This is a genomic window from Paenibacillus sp. 2TAB23 (assembly GCF_052115165.1).
Taxonomy (GTDB): Bacteria; Bacillota; Bacilli; order Paenibacillales; family Paenibacillaceae; genus Pristimantibacillus.
Map to the genome: position 1 here is coordinate 214004 of NZ_JBFRGD010000010.1, position 17092 is coordinate 231095.

The 17092-nt window shown below is 47.5% G+C and carries 15 protein-coding genes; 12 read left to right on the plus strand and 3 right to left on the minus strand.

Annotated elements, in window-relative coordinates; all coding sequences use genetic code 11:
• The first annotated feature begins 15 nt into the window (after positions 1-15).
• Positions 16-930 (plus strand): glycoside hydrolase family 43 protein, encoded by a 915-nt coding sequence (locus tag AB4Z29_RS16405; protein ID WP_441944106.1) that lies wholly within the window; start codon positions 16-18, stop codon positions 928-930.
• Positions 931-1044: 114 nt separating this feature from the next.
• Here AB4Z29_RS16405 and AB4Z29_RS16410 read toward each other — a convergent pair whose 3' ends face one another.
• The gene (locus AB4Z29_RS16410) at positions 1045-1635 is read right to left on the minus strand and encodes a GNAT family N-acetyltransferase (protein ID WP_441944107.1); all 591 of its coding nucleotides are present in this window, start codon (positions 1633-1635) and stop codon (positions 1045-1047) included.
• Between the two features lie 358 nt (positions 1636-1993).
• Here AB4Z29_RS16410 and AB4Z29_RS16415 point away from each other — a divergent pair, with 358 nt between their 5' ends.
• Both AB4Z29_RS16415 and AB4Z29_RS16420 read left to right on the plus strand, forming a co-directional pair.
• On the plus strand, positions 1994-2326 hold the full coding sequence (locus AB4Z29_RS16415) for an ArsR/SmtB family transcription factor (RefSeq protein ID WP_441944108.1): 333 nt from the start codon (positions 1994-1996) through the stop codon (positions 2324-2326).
• A 137-nt stretch (positions 2327-2463) separates the two neighbouring features.
• A complete protein-coding gene (locus AB4Z29_RS16420) occupies positions 2464-3060 on the plus strand; it encodes a YdeI/OmpD-associated family protein (protein WP_441944109.1) in 597 nt (198 codons plus the stop codon).
• Positions 3061-3351: 291 nt separating this feature from the next.
• On the opposite strand, the gene AB4Z29_RS16425 is transcribed toward AB4Z29_RS16420, so the two are convergent.
• Positions 3352-3717 (minus strand): YciI family protein, encoded by a 366-nt coding sequence (locus AB4Z29_RS16425; protein ID WP_441944110.1) that lies wholly within the window; start codon positions 3715-3717, stop codon positions 3352-3354.
• A 375-nt stretch (positions 3718-4092) separates the two neighbouring features.
• On the opposite strand from AB4Z29_RS16425, the gene AB4Z29_RS16430 reads away from it, so the two are divergent.
• The 4 genes from AB4Z29_RS16430 to AB4Z29_RS16445 are packed head-to-tail and all read left to right on the plus strand — an operon-like array spanning position 4093 to position 7369.
• On the plus strand, positions 4093-5013 hold the full coding sequence (locus AB4Z29_RS16430) for an ATP-binding cassette domain-containing protein (protein ID WP_441944111.1): 921 nt from the start codon (positions 4093-4095) through the stop codon (positions 5011-5013).
• Positions 5010-5753, plus strand: a complete 744-nt coding sequence (locus AB4Z29_RS16435) for an ABC transporter permease (RefSeq protein WP_441944112.1) — start codon at positions 5010-5012, stop codon at positions 5751-5753. Before AB4Z29_RS16430 ends, AB4Z29_RS16435 begins: the two co-directional genes overlap by 4 nt.
• Positions 5754-5771: 18 nt before the next feature.
• On the plus strand, positions 5772-6455 hold the full coding sequence (locus AB4Z29_RS16440; RefSeq protein WP_441944113.1) for a response regulator transcription factor: 684 nt from the start codon (positions 5772-5774) through the stop codon (positions 6453-6455).
• 11 nt (positions 6456-6466) lie between these two features.
• Positions 6467-7369, plus strand: a complete 903-nt coding sequence (locus AB4Z29_RS16445; RefSeq protein WP_441944114.1) for a sensor histidine kinase — start codon at positions 6467-6469, stop codon at positions 7367-7369.
• A gap of 89 nt (positions 7370-7458) precedes the next feature.
• Here the strand turns inward: AB4Z29_RS16445 and AB4Z29_RS16450 are convergent, their stop codons facing one another.
• Positions 7459-8319 (minus strand): AraC family transcriptional regulator, encoded by an 861-nt coding sequence (locus tag AB4Z29_RS16450; protein WP_441944115.1) that lies wholly within the window; start codon positions 8317-8319, stop codon positions 7459-7461.
• A gap of 145 nt (positions 8320-8464) precedes the next feature.
• On the opposite strand from AB4Z29_RS16450, the gene AB4Z29_RS16455 reads away from it, so the two are divergent.
• From AB4Z29_RS16455 to AB4Z29_RS16475, 5 genes are all read left to right on the plus strand, one after another.
• Positions 8465-9472, plus strand: coding sequence for a glycoside hydrolase family 130 protein (locus AB4Z29_RS16455; RefSeq protein WP_441944116.1), 1008 nt, complete (start codon positions 8465-8467; stop codon positions 9470-9472).
• 31 nt (positions 9473-9503) lie between these two features.
• Positions 9504-10424 carry an ABC transporter permease gene (locus tag AB4Z29_RS16460; protein WP_441944117.1) on the plus strand — a complete coding sequence of 307 codons (921 nt, stop codon included), beginning with the start codon at positions 9504-9506 and terminating at the stop codon, positions 10422-10424.
• Positions 10425-10470: 46 nt separating this feature from the next.
• On the plus strand, positions 10471-11343 hold the full coding sequence (locus AB4Z29_RS16465; RefSeq protein ID WP_441944118.1) for a carbohydrate ABC transporter permease: 873 nt from the start codon (positions 10471-10473) through the stop codon (positions 11341-11343).
• A 183-nt stretch (positions 11344-11526) separates the two neighbouring features.
• Positions 11527-13137 (plus strand): extracellular solute-binding protein, encoded by a 1611-nt coding sequence (locus AB4Z29_RS16470; RefSeq protein ID WP_441944119.1) that lies wholly within the window; start codon positions 11527-11529, stop codon positions 13135-13137.
• Positions 13138-13429: 292 nt separating this feature from the next.
• Positions 13430-16966, plus strand: coding sequence for a carbohydrate-binding protein (locus tag AB4Z29_RS16475; protein WP_441944120.1), 3537 nt, complete (start codon positions 13430-13432; stop codon positions 16964-16966).
• The last annotated feature ends 126 nt before the right edge of the window (positions 16967-17092 follow it).

A 17092-nucleotide genomic window follows, 5' to 3' on the forward strand; every position in this document is an offset into this window, starting at 1 on the left:
TTAAGGGGGATGGAAATGACAATGAACGAACATTCCGCAGAAGCGGGAGAGCGGGCTGCGATCAATCCGATCGTACCCGGATGGTATGCGGATCCGGAAGGAAGAAATTTTGAAGGACGCTATTGGATTTATCCGACTTATTCAGCGCCATATGACGAACAAACCTTTTTTGACGCTTTTCATTCCGATGATTTGATTACATGGACAAAAGCAGCGAATATTTTGGATATCGGACGAATTGAGTGGGCGAAGCGTGCCTTGTGGGCACCATCGGCTATTGAGAGGAATGGCCGATATTATCTCTACTTCTGCGCGAATGATATCCAAAGCGATCATGAATATGGCGGTATAGGAGTAGCTGTCTCCTCCCGACCGGAAGGTCCTTTCTACGATGCGATAGGAAAACCGCTCATTGATCGATTCCACTACGGGGCCCAGCCCATCGATCCGCATGTCTTCATAGACGATGACGGTACTGCCTATTTGTATTATGGAGGCTGGGGGCATTGCAACGTTGTGAGGCTTAACGAAGATATGGTCTCTCTTGATCAACTTGAGGACGGGTCGACCTATAAAGAAATCACGCCTGAACAATACGTAGAGGGTCCGTGCATGATGAAGCGAGGCGGGCTTTATTACTTCATGTGGGCTGAGGGGGGATGGGGAGGTCCAGATTATTCTGTGGCCTATGCATGTTCGCATTCGCCTCTTGGTCCGTTTGAAAGAGTCGGGAAAATGTTGCAGCAGGACCCCAACGTAGCCACGGGAGCTGGCCATCATGGCGTTTTTCAAGGGACAGGCTCGGACGATTGGTATATCGCATACCATCGCAGGCCGCTCACTGAAACTGACCGAAACCATCGAGTATTATGCGTAGACCGCATGAGATTCGGCGAAGATGGAACCATATTGCCCGTAACGATGACCTGATTTTTAATTGATCCAAACAGCTTCAATAGATGGGACATGGCAATTAAACGGGTACCTCACTCTCGACACTATTTAGAAATGTTGAGAGTGGGGTACCCGTTTTGTAGTATGCCTTCATTCGTATTTGATATGGATAATATGCTCAAGCGTGCTTTTAACCTCAGGCCAGTCGCTATCAGTAATGCTATAAAAAACATTGTCATGAAATCTACCTTCTCTATCCCGTCTATGCTTCCTAAAAACACCTTCTCTAATTGCCCCGATTCGTTCTAATGCTCGCTGAGACCTTGTGTTATTGCCGCTAACGGAAAATTGCACGCGTACCAGAGTCAGTTGCTCGAAGCAATATTGCAACAGTAAAAACTTACATTCCGTATTTGCACCTGTACGCCAATAAGCCGGCGAAAGCCAGGTCCAGCCGATTTCCGCATTTTGGTTGAGCTTATCGATATCACCGATTCTCGTGGTACCAATCATTTTGCCTGATAAGACTTCGACGATAACAAAAGGGAGTTGGGTACCATGAAGCTTGCTTTGAATAGCTTGATCGAGTAAATGCTTAATGTCATCGTAAGTTGCATTCTTTCTCCAGGTAAATTCCCATATTCGTGGATTATTGAGTGTTTCAAGCAGCTCTTCAAGATGTATAGATTCCAAGGCAACGAGTTTTATAGTTTTTCCTATTAAAGTAACATTTGGATTCATGTCCATGCATACCTCCGAACCGTTGTTAATCATATCAGCTATATAATAGAAACAGTATACATGGATTGGTATCGATGTAGAATGCATCTTTCGATGAGTGATTAGCATTTTCATGCGTTTCAAGTTCTGTATTGGCATTCTATTGCATGATAGATGGTCGTATAACCTTTATATTATCGTACCGTCCGATTTCATAGATGGTAACGCCCTTGACACGATACTGTAAGGTGTCCATAATTAAAGTGTCACTAAATGGTGTCCAATAAGCAATTTTTCAATGATTTAGGGAAACGGAGAAACTAATGAACCTCCCTTTGTATCACCAAGGTTGACTACAATAAAAAATGGAGGGATTGCAGTGAGCGGGAACAATGAGAAGCGGGATGTGTTCGACGCCATTGCAGATCCAACTAGGCGCCGACTCATTCGTCTGTTAGCAGAGGCGGAGGAGATACCGCTTTATGAATTAACGACACAGTTTGAAATGGGCCGAACAGCGGTATCCAAGCATTTGAACATTCTTAAAGAGGCTGGTCTGGTCCTTGACCGAAAAGTCGGCAGGGAAACGAGATTTAAGCTAAATACGACTCCACTCAAAGAAATTCAAGATTGGGTAGCATTCTACAGCAAGTTCTGGAGTGCGAATATGCTGCATTTAAAGCAATTATTAGAAGAGGAAGAAGAAGCTTGACCTTCTTTTCGGGCAAACTGGAATATCAAATGCAAAAACACGAAACAGGGCTAAGTTTGGCTGACGCAAATGGTGCGGAAATGTGAAGAGGTAATATCGTTTTTCCAGCAAGTTATAACAATGAAGAAGGTGGTACCTTGACGGCAAAAGGTGAAAAGAATTCTAAAATTGATCCCTATTTTAGGAAGCTTAAGAAGTGGAAGGAAGAATTCGAACTGCTCAGGCAGATCGTTCTTGACTGCGGGGTGACCGAGGAATTTAAATGGATGCATCCTTGTTACACGTTTGACGATAAAAACATCGTTTTGATTCATGGTTTTAAGGATTACTGTGCGCTTCTGTTTCACAAAGGCGCGTTGTTAAAAGATCCCCATGGAATTCTAGTCCAACAAACGGAGAATGTTCAGGCAGCACGTCAAATTCGGTTCACCAATRCTCAAGCCATAGATGAAATGCAGCTTATTTTGAAGTCATATATCGATGAAGCCATTGCAGTGGAGAAAGCCGGCTTACAAGTGGAGTATAAAAAGAATACGGAATACCGCATACCAGAGGAGTTAGAAAACAAATTTGTTGAAATTCCCGACTTAAAAACGGCTTTTGAAGCATTGACGCCGGGACGGCAAAGAGCATACCTTCTTTATTTCACATCTGCCAAGCAATCCAAAACCCGGGAGTCGAGGGTTGAAAAATATTTCGTGCATATTCTCAATGGAAAAGGAATAGATGATTAGTGTTTTTATGGATGATGGAGGATTTAGAGGGCGTCCCAAAAAGTCATTCTAAAATGACGTGGGATGCCCTTCTTTCTTTCAGTCCCTGCCTTAATCATAAACTGCGCAGGGAATATTCTTCCGAGCGCTGTTGTATCCAGATTCCTAGAACAATTTTCATAGGGTGTAATCCGGATACAAAGGCGACCGTTGTCGCTTCTCAAGAACATTCCTTGCTCGTTTTTCAGGCCATGGGATTATCATTTTAAAACACAAAAAGAAGCAGAACAGTCTACCATGAAGGGATTAGCTCTAAATGATAATTCCTCGTTCTGCAAAAAACTCACGGTTATAATTGGGACTGGAATTCTCAAACTTATTGAATTGCGGCTCCCAAGGACTCAACTTAGCTGTAACTGTTTTGTTCATAACAAGGGGATCATTATTCATAACATCATTTGCTTCTGCTTCACTGCTGACTTCAATAAATGAAGTTCCTCCAGAATGATCGTCAAATGGACCAGCAAGAATTATTTTCCCTGCGTCAAACAGATTTTGAATGTAGAGAGCATGTTGAAAAATATATGGCTGTTGATTTGAAGGCCTACCGCTAATCCAAGCATCTCCAGGTGTGTAATAAATTAAAAACTTCWTCAGAACCTCTCCCCAATCTAACAATTTACTATTTACAAAATAAACCTCGATAATAAATTACCATGAAACTTGCATGTCATGCTATCGATTTTTTATACCTTGCTGAAGAGGTTGTTCTTACGTATGGGCTAGAAATAGGTCGATGTGGACATATGAAGAAAGGATATGTACTAGGAGTTTATGATATGTTAGAAGCAAGAGTGCGTGCTAACAGAAAAACAGCTAGGAAACCGTAAAAATAAGAAGAATACGTTGAATCGTTATACATGTAGAAAGATATTCAACCTCGATGAGCGAATTGAATCTAGCTTTCTTTATATTTTCTTTATCTTTACTAAGCTGTTTCTTGGCTTTTGTGTTTTATTCTATGCTCATACTACATGTAAAAGGAGAAAATGTATGAGTGATTTTGTATTGCGGACGAGAGACCTGAGCAAGAAATACGGTAACGCATACGCTGTAAATAACGTGAGCATTGAAATTAAGCGAGGCCAGATTTACGGGCTGATCGGCTTAAACGGAGCGGGGAAAACAAGCTTTATGAGGGTTGTCTGCGGACTTGTTTCTCCCTCCAGCGGCGAGCTGGAATTATTCGGGCAAACGGGAGTAAACGCATTGCAGCGCGGGAGGCGACGAATTGGGCAATCGATTGAAACACCAGCTATTTATCCGAACTTGACCGCCGTGCAAAATCTTGAAATTCAGCGGATCATCTCTGGTGTTCCAGACAAAGGCGCCATTACAAAGACGCTTGATATTGTCGGACTGGCAGATACGGGCAACAAGAAAGCGAAAAACTTTTCCCTCGGCATGAGGCAGAGGCTGGCGTTGGCAATCGCTCTGATCCCCAATCCTGAGTTTTTGATTCTGGACGAACCAGCTAACGGCCTTGACCCCAAAGGCATCATCGAGACAAGGGAACTGCTGCGACGCCTCGCGAGGGAAAGAGGACTTACCCTGCTCGTATCCAGCCATCTGCTGGACGAACTGGCGCAGGTTGCCACCCATTACGGAATTATCGATAAAGGCAGGCTTATCAAGCAGCTTTCCGCGGAGGAATTGGCGCTTGAATCACGTCAGCACATCCGAATAGTAACGAAGGATGCCGCGAAAGCCATCGCATTGTTGAAGGAAAACTTCGGTGTAAACGATTGCCAGGCCGTTTCGACTAACGAGCTTTGGGTCCGCGAGCAGATTGAACGGACCGGCGAAATGAATACGTTGCTAGTCCGTCAGGGGATTGTGGTGGAAAGCATTGCTGTTACGGAACAAAAGCTGGAAGAATATTTCTTGAATCTGACGGGAGGGATGAATGCATGACGTCACTGATTTATGCTGAATGGTACAAATTGCTTCGTGGCAAAGTGCTCGCCATCATCCTTGCATGCGTCACCGCGCAAACTGTGATTCAAGTATTAGGGCAATACACGACTACGGGAGAACCGCCATTTCCAGGTCAACTCGGAGTCTTGGTGGCTGCCAATGGGTCGTTTCTCTTGCAGCTGTGGCTCTCGGCTTTTGTAGGATATTTCGTTGCTTCAGAATTTCAAAACGGCACGATGAGAAATATTGTTTCTCTTGGCAAAAACAGAACGCATGTCTATTTGTCCAAGCTGTTTTCCGCATGTGTGGCCATAACCGCTATTTACGCTATGATCACGATTGTAGCGACAGCTGGGTTTAGCGCGGTATTTGGCTTTGGCGATATGGCAATCAATGAATTTACGAGCTTTTTCACCTGGAATTTTTTCATGCAGGTCCTGTACCATTTAACCTATGCCGCCATAATTACGATGTTCGCTTTCGTTAGCAGGAGCCTCGGAATGACGATTATATTAGGCTTCGGATATATGCTCGTTATGTTGTTTTTCCCAGGTTTTTTAAGCAGAGTGGGATTGGAAGATATGGAAGAGTATTTGCCTGGCTATTATATTTCTGGGTTTGGTCAATTAAGCGGAGACCCTAGTTTTGTCGCCAAAGGTATTATCGTCACTGCTGCCTATTTCGTGATCACATGTATAATAGGCTGTATCATATTTAACAAATCGGACATCAAATAAAGATGGAGCTAATGCCGAATGAACGAACCAATTCTTGTCATTGAAGATGATCCGTCAATCAACAGCCTCTTGCATGAGGCATTGACCGGAGCGGGCTACTGTCCCGAAAGCGCATATTCCGGAAGCGAGGCAATCCTCTTGATTCCAATGAAGCCATGGAAATGTGTAATTCTTGACCTGATGCTTCCGGGCAAAACCGGCGAAGAGGTGCTAGCCGAACTCCGAAAAGGGGAGAATATGCCGGTGATTGTGCTGTCCGCTAAAGTAGAGAAAGAAAGCAAATTGAAGCTGCTCTCCCAAGGAGCGGACGATTACATGACGAAGCCCTTTGACATTGATGAATTGATGGCGAGGGTTGCGGCGCAACTTAGGCGATTTACCGTATATACAGATAACGAATCCGCTACAATGCTAACCTATCTCGATATCCATTTGAATTTGGAGACATATGTGGTAACGGCAGGCGATTGCTCGATTCCACTCACCCAGCGGGAATTTGAAATTTTAGAGCTCTTGCTGCGTCATCCGCACAAGGTTTACAGCCGGATGAACATCTACGAAAGCATATGGAATGAGGAATTTTGCGGAGATGAAAAAACCATTAATGTGCATGTGAGCAATCTTAGGGCAAAACTGAATGCCGCATCGCCTCATAAGCATATTAAGACCATCTGGGGCGTAGGGTTCCGACTTGCGGAATAGGGGGTGCTGGCATGTACTGGCTGATCGGTGTATTGACGTGTGTGTGCCTGATTTTCGCTACGCGTTTCTATCTGTTACGGCGGGAAATAAAACGGTTGGCTAATCAAATGCCGGAACTCGCCGCGAGCGCGCGCTATGGACAAAGGTTATACCTGGAAGAACATGACGCTGCGTTGGCAAAAGCCGTCCTTGAAATCAACCGCATGGTGGACGTTTATGAAAATCAACTCAGGCGCGTAAATGACATTGAGCAGAATATCCGGCTGTCCATTACCGGCTTGTCTCATGATTTGCGAACGCCGCTCACTTCATTAGCAGGCTATTTGCAGCTATTGGAAAAGGCACCGTCGCCGGAAAAACAACAGGAATATCATAGGATCATTTCGGATTCGGTCAAGGTGCTGCAGGGTTTGACCGAACGCTTCTATGAATTGACGCGCCTTGAGCTGAATGAGAATCGTTATGACATTCAGAGCCTGAATTTGGAACATGCCGTTTGTGAATGCTTTCTAGGGTTTTTTGAAGAATTTGATCGGAGAAACTTGGAGCTGGATATCCAGGATGCTGCGAATCCTCCGGGAGTCCGCGCTGATCCAATGGCTTTGCAGCGGGTGCTGTATAACTTGATTCAAAATCTGCTGAGATACGCCCATGGGACGGTAACCATATCCTTTTATGAGGAAGGCGGCTTTCATGCCGTGAAGGTTGGCAATGAAACCGAGATTCCTTTGCCAAATGATATTGACAGAATTTTTGACCGCTTTCATACCGCGGACCCTAGCCGCAGCAGTCAGGGCACTGGTCTCGGACTTTACATTTCCCGAAAGCTTGTACACGGCATGGGTGGCATGATCAGCGCCGAAAAAGATAAGCAAATGCTGTACATTACAGTTAAGCTGCCGTTTTATGATTGATGGGAGGTTTCAAGAACGAGGTTACGGTTATAAAGCAATAATACCAAGAAAGCTCGTCATGCTCATACAGCAGACGAGCTTTTTTGTTGTCAGGCATGGAGATTGGTTAGCCGATATTCGGTTGGCGTGATTCCTTTGTACTCGCGAAATAGTCGGCCGAACACGTTGTATGAGCTGAAACCGACTTCAAGCGCAATGTCGAGAATGCTCATGTCGGTAGCGCTAAGCAAGCTGCAGGCATGGCGAATTCTAATTTTGTGGAGCAGATGGAGGAAGTTAATGCCGGCATGCTTCTTAATCTCGATGCTAAGTCTAGTTGAAGGAATGCGGAAATGATCGGCTAAGCCGGAAAGAGATAGATCGTCGCGGTAGTGATAGTGAATGTATTCGATAACCGGCCAAATCGAGCCGCTGCCCGTGAGGTAAGCCTTCTCCTGCGTGTTCATGCCTTGCCGGGACACCCGAATTCGTTGAAACTGCATCAAGATTTCATGGAGCTTCAAGGTTAACAGCTCGTTGCGGAATGGCGTGGTCTGGTTGTATTCGTTATGCAGACTGTGCATCAGCATTTCAAACTGGACCAACTCTTCGCCTTCCAAATGGAAAAAGGGTCGCTGATTCTCCGTTAACAGTGCTTGCAGGTAAGGAGATCCCGTCTTAACCGATGAGACGAGCAGCTCCATGGCGAACATGCAGTTGAAAAGCCGAATCGGTGTCGTGGAATACGTAACAATATCATGTACTTGATAGGGCAGCAAAAAGGTGAAGGTGCCTCGTCTCATCGGATGGCGGATTCCGTTGATCGTTTCATGTCCTTCGCCCGCGATAACGAGCGAGCATTCCAGAAAGTCGTGCCGATGTGCGGGGAAGGAATGGCGAACCTCGTTAATCGATACATAGAAGGGGAAGTCCGCCGCAATCATTTCATAATCGGATAGATCTTTGTTCATCGGAAAAATCGTCAGGATGGCCCCTCCTAAAATTGTAGTAAAAATTAGTGTGTTGACAATAATTTTTGCACTATTGACTGTGTGATTATACCATAAACTGTGTTTGTAAGCGCTAAACATATTGCAAACATCAAGGAGGATTCACATGATATTACCGTCAATCGGACTGATTGGAGAGCTGGTATCAAGCTCGGTCATTCAGCGTCACCCGAACAATCCCATTCTTACGAGGGAGGATGTTCCTTACAATCCCGCGCTCGTATTCAACGCTGGCGTAACCAAATTCCAAGGCCAATACGTGATGGTGTTCCGCAATGATTATGGTCAACCGGATAATCAGACGCTTTCCCACTCCAGCACGACGAATCTCGGCATTGCTTTCAGCCGCGATGGTATCAAATGGGATGTGAAGCCCGATCCGATCTTCGATCTTAGGAGTGAGGAGATCATACGGACTTATGATCCGAGGCTGACCGTCATTGATGGTCGTTGCTACCTGTGCTTTGCTGTCGATACGCTGCACGGTATCCGCGGCGGAATCGCGGTAACCGACGATTTGGAGCATTTTGAAGTGCTTAGCATGAGCGCGCCGGACAACCGCAATATGGTGCTGTTTCCGGAGAAGATCGGCGGCCGTTATGTCCGTCTGGAAAGACCGTTCACAATCTATAGCCGCGAAGGAAAGGAGCGCTTCGACATTTGGATTTCGGATTCAGCCGATCTGAAGGATTGGGGCAACTCCGATCTGCTGCTCCCCGTCGAACGCGTACCTTTCGCGAATGCGAAGCTTGGTCCGGCAGCGCCGCCGATCAAGACGGAGAAGGGATGGCTGACGACGTTCCATGCGGTTGATATTGACCCGTCACGCGGCAAGAACGGCTGGGAGGATAGCTGGAAAAAGCGTTATTCGGCAGGACTCATGCTTCTTGACTTAGAAAACCCTAAAAAAATGATCGGATTATACGAAGAGCCGCTCATGGCACCGGATGCTCCATATGAGAAGGAAGGCGGATTCCGCAATCACGTCATATTCCCTGGAGGCATGATCTTGGAAGATTCGGGTGAGGTGAAGATCTACTATGGGGCAGGAGACGCATACGAATGCTTGGCAAGCGCGCACGTGGATGATCTGCTCAGCCTGGTCCTGAAATAGACATTTTGTTCAAAGGATGGAGGTGTGCGCCTTGTTCGCGACAAGCACTAAAAGAACGTTTCGTTATCTGAATAAAAAGAAATACCTGTATCTGCTGCTACTGCCCGGCATTATCTATTTCATCATATTCAATTATGTGCCGATTTACGGCGTCATTATCGCATTCAAAGATTTCAACTTCGCCAAGGGCATTTGGAACAGCGCATGGATCGGCTTCGAGAACTTCAGATACATGTTCGGGCTGAGTGATTTCTATACCGTTTTTTGGAACTCGCTTTATTTAAGCTTTCTGAAGCTGGTCATCGGGTTTCCGTTCCCTATTATTCTCGCTTTATTCCTGAATGAGATGAGAAACCGCACCTATCAGAAAATAACGCAAACGATCATCTACTTGCCGCATTTCATATCTTGGGTCGTCATCGGCGGTATTCTGGTCAACTTCCTGTCGCCGTCTTGGGGCGTGCTTAATCTGTTTCTGAAGTCGATCGGCATCGAACCGATCTTCTTCCTCGCAGACAATGATTTTTTCCGCCCGCTTGTCGTGCTCAGCAGCATTTGGAAGGATTCGGGTTGGGAGAGCATCATTTACCTGGCTGCGATTGCTTCCATCAATTCGGAATTGTACGAGGCGGCAAGCATCGACGGCGCCAGCCGTTTACAGAGGCTGTGGTATATTACGATACCTAGCATCAAATCTACGATCATTATTTTGCTCATTCTACGGCTTGGCCACATTATGAACAATGGCTTCGAGCAAATATTCGTGCTCCAAAATCCGATGAATCTCGGCGTCTCCGAAGTGTTCGAAACGTACGCGTACCGGGTAGGGATACTCGGAGGAAGGTTTTCCTTCGGCGCCACCGTCGGCCTGTTCACCTCTGTCATCGGCCTCATCTTCCTGCTAGCAAGCAATCGAATCGCGAAGCTAATGAAGGAAGACGGGATATGGTGATGCGGACAAGCGTTGCCTGCGGCATATCGACAGGAGGTCATTTCTTATGAATATCAGATCCAGAGGGGATAAGCTGTTCGACATCATCAATTACGCTTGCCTAACGTTGTTCGCGCTTGCTTGCCTCTTTCCATTCTTTTATGTAGCCGCTTTCTCGGTTACGCCTTACAACGAATACTTAGCGAATCCGCTTAAGCTGATCCCCAGTAAATTGGAGTTCAGCGCGTACACGCAAATATTCAAGATGGATCAGCTTTGGATCGGTTATCGCAATACGATCATCATTACGGTGCTCGGCGTGTGCATCAACATTTTCCTGATGATTATTACTGCTTACCCGCTCTCGAAGCGTGATTTGAAGGGCAGAAGCTTTGCCCTCGTACTCATTACATTTACGATGTTTTTTAACGGCGGACTCATTCCGAACTTTTATTTGATCAAATCGCTTGATCTGTACAATACGCTTTGGAGCCTTGTGCTTCCTAATGCGCTTGGTGCCTATAACTTGCTGCTGATGAAAAACTTTATCGGCAACATTCCTCCGAGCCTGGAGGAGTCGGCCTCTATCGATGGCGCGAACGAGCTGCGGATTTTGTTCCGGATCATCGTGCCGTTGTCGAAGCCGGCGATTGCCACATTCGTTATTTTCCACGCGGTGACGCAATGGAATACGTTCTTTAATGCGATCATTTATACGTCCAAGAGAGACCTATGGCCGCTCATGCTCATTGTAAGGGACATGGTCGTCGACAGCGGCGGCGTTGCCAAGGACGTAATGGATGCAGGAACTTCCGGCGTGACCGAATTCACGATCAAGATGGCGATCATTATTTTCTCCACGCTGCCGATTATCATGGTCTATCCATTCATGCAGAAGTATTTCATGAAGGGCATACTTGTTGGTTCTATCAAAGGATAGAGGCAAGAGATTGGTTTGTTCAAATATAAGAATTTATATGTTTTCAATCTAAATGAGCTTATATATCTCCGCGAAACGACTGCTTTTGCCATAGAGGACGGCGACAGCTGTTTACGCTTGGATCGGTTAAATCTGCGGTTAGCTGCGGTTTAATATAATTCGATGATCAAAGGGGAGAAGGACATGGTTACAAAAAAGCACCGCACAGCTAAAACGCTCATTTCCTTGTTGATTCTGGCAACGGCGCTGGCAGCCTGCAGCTCGGGCAACAACGACGGCAACACGAAAGAGGGCAGCACGAACGCGCCGCAAACGACGAATAAGGGAACTGACGCGCCAGAGGCCAAAAAACCGGTTACGATCAAAATGTTCAACAGGGTCAACGCGGAGATCGTCCTCAAGGATAACCCGGTCATAGCCGAGGTCGAGAAAATCGCGAACGTGAAGCTGGAAATCGAAGCTCCTCCGATCAACAATTACGTCGACAAGCTGCAAGTGCTGATGGCATCCGGCGATCTGCCCGACGTCATCTACAACTGGGGAACGGCAGGCAACGGCGCCGATGCGAACATGGAGAAGTGGGCCCAGAACGGCTTGCTGGAGCCGCTTGACGACAAAATTGCGAACTATCCGAACTTGATGAAAAACATTACGCCGGACATGTGGAACGCGGTCAAATCGGTTAACGACGGCAAGACGTACATTATTCCAAGAACGAACGCCGTCAATCATTGGGGCTATATGATCAACCAGCAGTGGCTGGATAAAGTGAGCCTGCAAGCACCGACGACGCTGGACGAGCTGACGAACGTGTGCAAGGCGTTCACGGAGCAGGATCCGGATGGCAATGGCCAGAAAGACACGTATTGCCTAAGCTTCTCCGGACCTGACCTTGGTCGCAATACCATTTGGAACGCGTCGAACTTCTTGACAGCTGCCTTCGGCCTTCCAGTCGTAGACGGTGTAAAGGACGCTGACGGAACGTACAAAATCAGAGAGAAAATGTCGGGCTACATCCCTTACTTGACATACTTGAAGAAGTTGAACGATGAGAAGCTAATCGATCCCGAATTTTTGATTAACAAAATTTACGTCGACCAAGAGAAGCTGAATCAGAATCGAGTAGGTGTAATCTACGCGCATCAAAGCACAGTGCTCGGCAATATCAGTAAAGACCCTGAATCGGACAAAAAATATACGTATCACGGTGTATTGAAGGATGCCAATGGCGTAGCCGCTGATTGGGTAACTCCAGCTATGTGGGGCGGCTGGATGATTCCGAAAGACTCGAAAAACGTAGACGACGTACTCGCATTCCTCGATTGGGGCAACACGGCCGAAGCGAACGCACTGTTCCAATTAGGCGTGAAGGGCGTAACTTACGACAGCTACGATCCGGCAACGAAAGCGATTTCGCGTACCGATGAGCAGACGACGAAGCTGTCGACGCTTACGAGCAGCTACATGACGCCAGCCAATGCGATTAATGGTGAAGGCGCATCGATCGTCAATGCTACGACAACAGAACGGATTGATTTGTATAAAACCCAGCTCGACGCGGCGCTTGGCCAGATGACTATCGTGAACGTGCCTGCCGTCAGAGCGCCTAAGATCGCAAGCCTGAACAGTGCGATTCCGGATCTCGTGAAGAAGAAGGACGATAACGAAATCAAATTTATTACGGGCACGATCACGGAGCAGCAGTTCAAGGAGTTTCTGGAGAAGGAATGGTACCCTGGTACCGCTGATGCTGAGGCTGAATACGTGGATTTCATGAATTCGTTAGGCAAGTAATCTCAGGTAAGCAATAACGGGCAAGCAATTTGGATAGCATTAACGGTCAATCAACAAAAATGGCTTCATACCCGCAAATCACAGCGAGAAACTCTCATCTAAGGGAATTTTACTGCGCTGAGGTTTGCGGGTTATTTTAAAATATAGGAAAGTATATAGTTTCACCATACTTTCTCTATATTTCTACGCGAACGTAAGCTTAGCCGCTAGAAGACGGCTTCAGCCTTTTACGCTTTTCCGCCGGGGGACGGCGACAACCGTTTCACCTTGTCCACTCATGAAAGGGGTTTCAATGATGCTGAAGATTGGTTTCCGCAGTTTGTTCTGTTTGATTCTAGCAATTGTATTAAGTATGACGAGTATTCCGTTCGTTCCGAGCGGATCGGTTCAGACGGCAGAAGCAGCAGGTTCAACGATCACGAAAAGCGGCAATGCATGGACGCTGGAAAATGATGTGCTTAGGGTCGTCCTTTCTTTCGCCGGCGGCAGTATTCAGATGACCAGCTTCTATAATAAAGAGGCGGGAAAGGAATATTTAACGGGAAGCGGCAGCAATTATTTGTTCTACTACAATTACGGCGGCAGCAATCTGTATTCCAATGACGGGGGCTGGACGATTGGTGCGGATACCATTAATAACATCTCGTTATTCAGTACGACTTGGGGCAAGAGACTCGAAATTCCGATCACAAGAACGTCGCCTCAAAATGTGACGGTCACGCTCCGATTCGAAATGTATAACGATAGGGCGGGGCTCAAGTATTCGAATCTGATCAAAAACAACAGCTCGTCCAACAAGACGATTACCGCTTCGGATGTCATTGCGCTTAATTTTCCGAACGATGCCCATACGCTGCACTACGTTCCGAATATGACATGGAGCAGCACGACAGGCGCGCTGCCGATGAACACGGGCAAAAACGCGATTACGACATACAATACCGGCGATGGCTGGACGCTTCAGCCGGAGATGAACTGGAAGACGCAAGGCGCGACGGACAACCTCCCATTCGCTGGCATTAACGCATGGAGCGGCATATCAGGCGTCAAGGTTTCGACGAATCCCGGATCACTGCAGCTCGTATTGTTTCCGGACGAGAAGTTCGAATACATTTCCGTCAATATGACAGCTTTCAAGGGTGATATCATGGACGGCAAGATGGCGGTTGAGGAGCATTTCCGCAAAAGATTCAAGTACCATCATACGTCTTCCGTCTTCACGACAAACGACTGGGAATGGTTAGGCAACCGGAATGAGGCTTATTATCGCAATACCGTTATCCCGAAGGCGACGCAGGCTGGCATGGATATGGTCATGGTGGATGATTTCTGGAATACGACCAGGGACACAACGACGGCTGCCAGCTCCTTCACGACGAATCTCGCGGCGCTTACCGATACGATCGTCGCGGCCGGCATGCGCTTTGGCATCTGGTTCAGCATGACCGGTGATAATCATAACGCCGGACGTGATTTGGCTGATCCTGCCAATATCGAATTCAAACGCAGCCAAGTGGAGGATGAGATGATTCCGAATTACCATCTATCCCATCAGATGATCGACCTGACTGAGTTCTGGCCAAACTCGGCGGCGACTTCGACTTCGCATCCGAGCGACAGCGTTTACCGCAAAAATGTGCTCGTTCGCGATTACAACAACGATATCGTCACGCGTCATCCCGATTTCTTGACGAAGCTGACGAGCGAGGTCGATATTTATCCGACGCAAGGCGATCGTAATATCGGGCTGCTCCATATCGGAGATAACGGCTTCGTCTCCTCAAAAGGAAATGTCGATAAGAGCATGCTGATTCAAACGAACAGCTTCGGTTATTTGCCGCTCAACTCGGTTTACTATGGCGGTCTTACGACCGGCAAAGTAGAGGATTATTATTCGTACATGCCCGCACGCGTCATCAAATTCGCGAAGGATCCGGGAACTTGGAGCGCGCCGGGCATCAGCACGCTGAAGAAGTTTAATGATTGGCGAAAAAATCCGCGTATCAAGGCGCTTACCGACGGTATCATCCGGCCGCTCTACGCCGGTCCGAACTATGATACGGCAGGGCCATATGCATGGATGTACGCTCCAGACGATAAAAGCAAGGCGCTCGTCATCACAACGGCCGGCAACGAAGCTGCCGCGCCAGACGAGTTCACGCTCGATCTTCGCTGGCTCGACGATAACAAAACCTATTTGGTGGAAGACGTCACAATGAATGATAGCGGCGTTATCGGCTATAAGTACAAAGGCAGATTCACGGGAGCCGACTTGAAGACGATCGGTCTAAACATTAACTTTAAGGAAAATACGTCCAGAGGCAAAGCATTCTGGATTCAAGAGGACAACGGCTCCGATATGCAGGTTCTGTACGCTGACGAGAATATTACTTCGTTTACGCAGAGCCCAGGCGTATCAAGCCTTGCGATCCATGCGACAGGTCCAGCTAACCAGACTGGGAAAGCGGTTATTTATGATCGCACGGCGAACAAAACGATTGTTGCCGATGTGATTATAGGCGCAGGCGGCAGCGGCAGCGTAACGGTAGAATCCGGCTTCAAGCACGAGGCGGAGAGCCTGTCGCTGACAATGTCGAGCGGCGGCACTTCCTCGAACGGCAGCGACTCGGCTGCAAGCGGTGGATCGCTCAGTTATGCGAATGGGAATACGGTAGGCGGTTATGCAGATTATATGGTAAATGTCCCAAGCTCCGGCACATACAACATAAAGGTAAGAGTGAAGAAGCATCCGGATCGGGGTATTGCGCAGCTGTATATCGACAGCGTTCCGGTAGGTGCACCGATCGATCAATATGCGGGTACACAAGGTTTTGTCGAAGTGAATCTCGGGAGTTATGCATTTGCCTCGGCAGGCGATAAAACGTTCCGCTTTCAGATTACGGGCAAGAATTCGGCCAGCTCGCAATATACGCTTGCTACGGATACGATCCGCTTGACCTACCGATCGCCTGACAAGTATTTGCAGCCGAAGATCTACGAGCCTGTGAAGTACGAGGCGGAAAGCGCCACGACAACGGTATCTGCCGGTGGCACGAATACGGACGGAACAGATACGTCTGCAAGCGGCGGGGCATTGAATTACGCCAATCCGGGCAGTGTCGGAGGCTGGGTTCAATATGCGCTTAATGTTCCAGCAGCCGGAACGTATAACGTGAAGGTGCAGGTCAAGAAGCATCCGGATCGCGGAACGGCTCAGCTTTACATTGATGGGGTTTCCCAAGGAGCGCCAGTTGATCAATATCAAAGCGCGCAAGGCTATGCATCGGTCGATCTGGGAGACGTGACGTTTAGCTCCGCAGGTACGAAGGCATTCCGATTCCAAATTACCGGCAAGAACGCAAGCAGCGGCGTTTATACGCTAGCAACGGATTATATCGCTTTGACGAAGAAGCCGCTGACCTTTGAAAGCGAAAGCTTGGCGACTAACCTATCGGCAGGAGCAACGGTGACGACCGGCTCCGATTCGGCTGCGAGTGGCGGATCGCTTAGCTTTAGCGGCTTCGGCGGCGTAGGCCAATGGATTGATTATACGGTTCCGGTTCCAGCAGCGGGTACGTATGCCATCAGCTCCCGAATCAAGAAGCATGCGGATCGCGGAACGGCTCAATTGTATATCGACGGAGTCATGCAAGGATTTCCCGTCGATCATTACGGCAATCCGCAGGGCTATGAGACAGTCGGTCTTGGTACGGTAACATTCGGTTCAGCAGGGAACAAGACTTTCCGGTTTCAGATTACGGGCAAGGACCCGGGCAGTAATTCCTACACGCTTGCTCACGATGCATTCATGCTTACAAAAATGAATTAAACGAGAAGACGGGGAGGCGGCAGCCTCCCTGTTTTCTTTTAGAAGAGACGATTAGGTCTGCATTTAAATAAAGTATCCGACAGGTTTTACTAGTCATGATATCTGCTGCTAATCGAAGTGCAACTG

Bases quoted from the DNA above. Each gene is read 5' to 3' on its own strand.
- AB4Z29_RS16405 (WP_441944106.1), top strand. From the start codon at position 16: ATGACAATGAACGAACATTCCGCAGAAGCGGGAGAGCGGGCTGCGATC.
- AB4Z29_RS16410 (WP_441944107.1), bottom strand. From the start codon at position 1,635: ATGAATCCAAATGTTACTTTAATAGGAAAAACTATAAAACTCGTTGCC.
- AB4Z29_RS16430 (WP_441944111.1), top strand. From the start codon at position 4,093: ATGAGTGATTTTGTATTGCGGACGAGAGACCTGAGCAAGAAATACGGT.
- AB4Z29_RS16435 (WP_441944112.1), top strand. From the start codon at position 5,010: ATGACGTCACTGATTTATGCTGAATGGTACAAATTGCTTCGTGGCAAA.
- AB4Z29_RS16440 (WP_441944113.1), top strand. From the start codon at position 5,772: ATGAACGAACCAATTCTTGTCATTGAAGATGATCCGTCAATCAACAGC.
- AB4Z29_RS16445 (WP_441944114.1), top strand. From the start codon at position 6,467: ATGTACTGGCTGATCGGTGTATTGACGTGTGTGTGCCTGATTTTCGCT.
- AB4Z29_RS16450 (WP_441944115.1), bottom strand. From the start codon at position 8,319: ATGAACAAAGATCTATCCGATTATGAAATGATTGCGGCGGACTTCCCC.
- AB4Z29_RS16455 (WP_441944116.1), top strand. From the start codon at position 8,465: ATGATATTACCGTCAATCGGACTGATTGGAGAGCTGGTATCAAGCTCG.
- AB4Z29_RS16465 (WP_441944118.1), top strand. From the start codon at position 10,471: ATGAATATCAGATCCAGAGGGGATAAGCTGTTCGACATCATCAATTAC.
- AB4Z29_RS16470 (WP_441944119.1), top strand. From the start codon at position 11,527: ATGGTTACAAAAAAGCACCGCACAGCTAAAACGCTCATTTCCTTGTTG.
- AB4Z29_RS16475 (WP_441944120.1), top strand. From the start codon at position 13,430: ATGATGCTGAAGATTGGTTTCCGCAGTTTGTTCTGTTTGATTCTAGCA.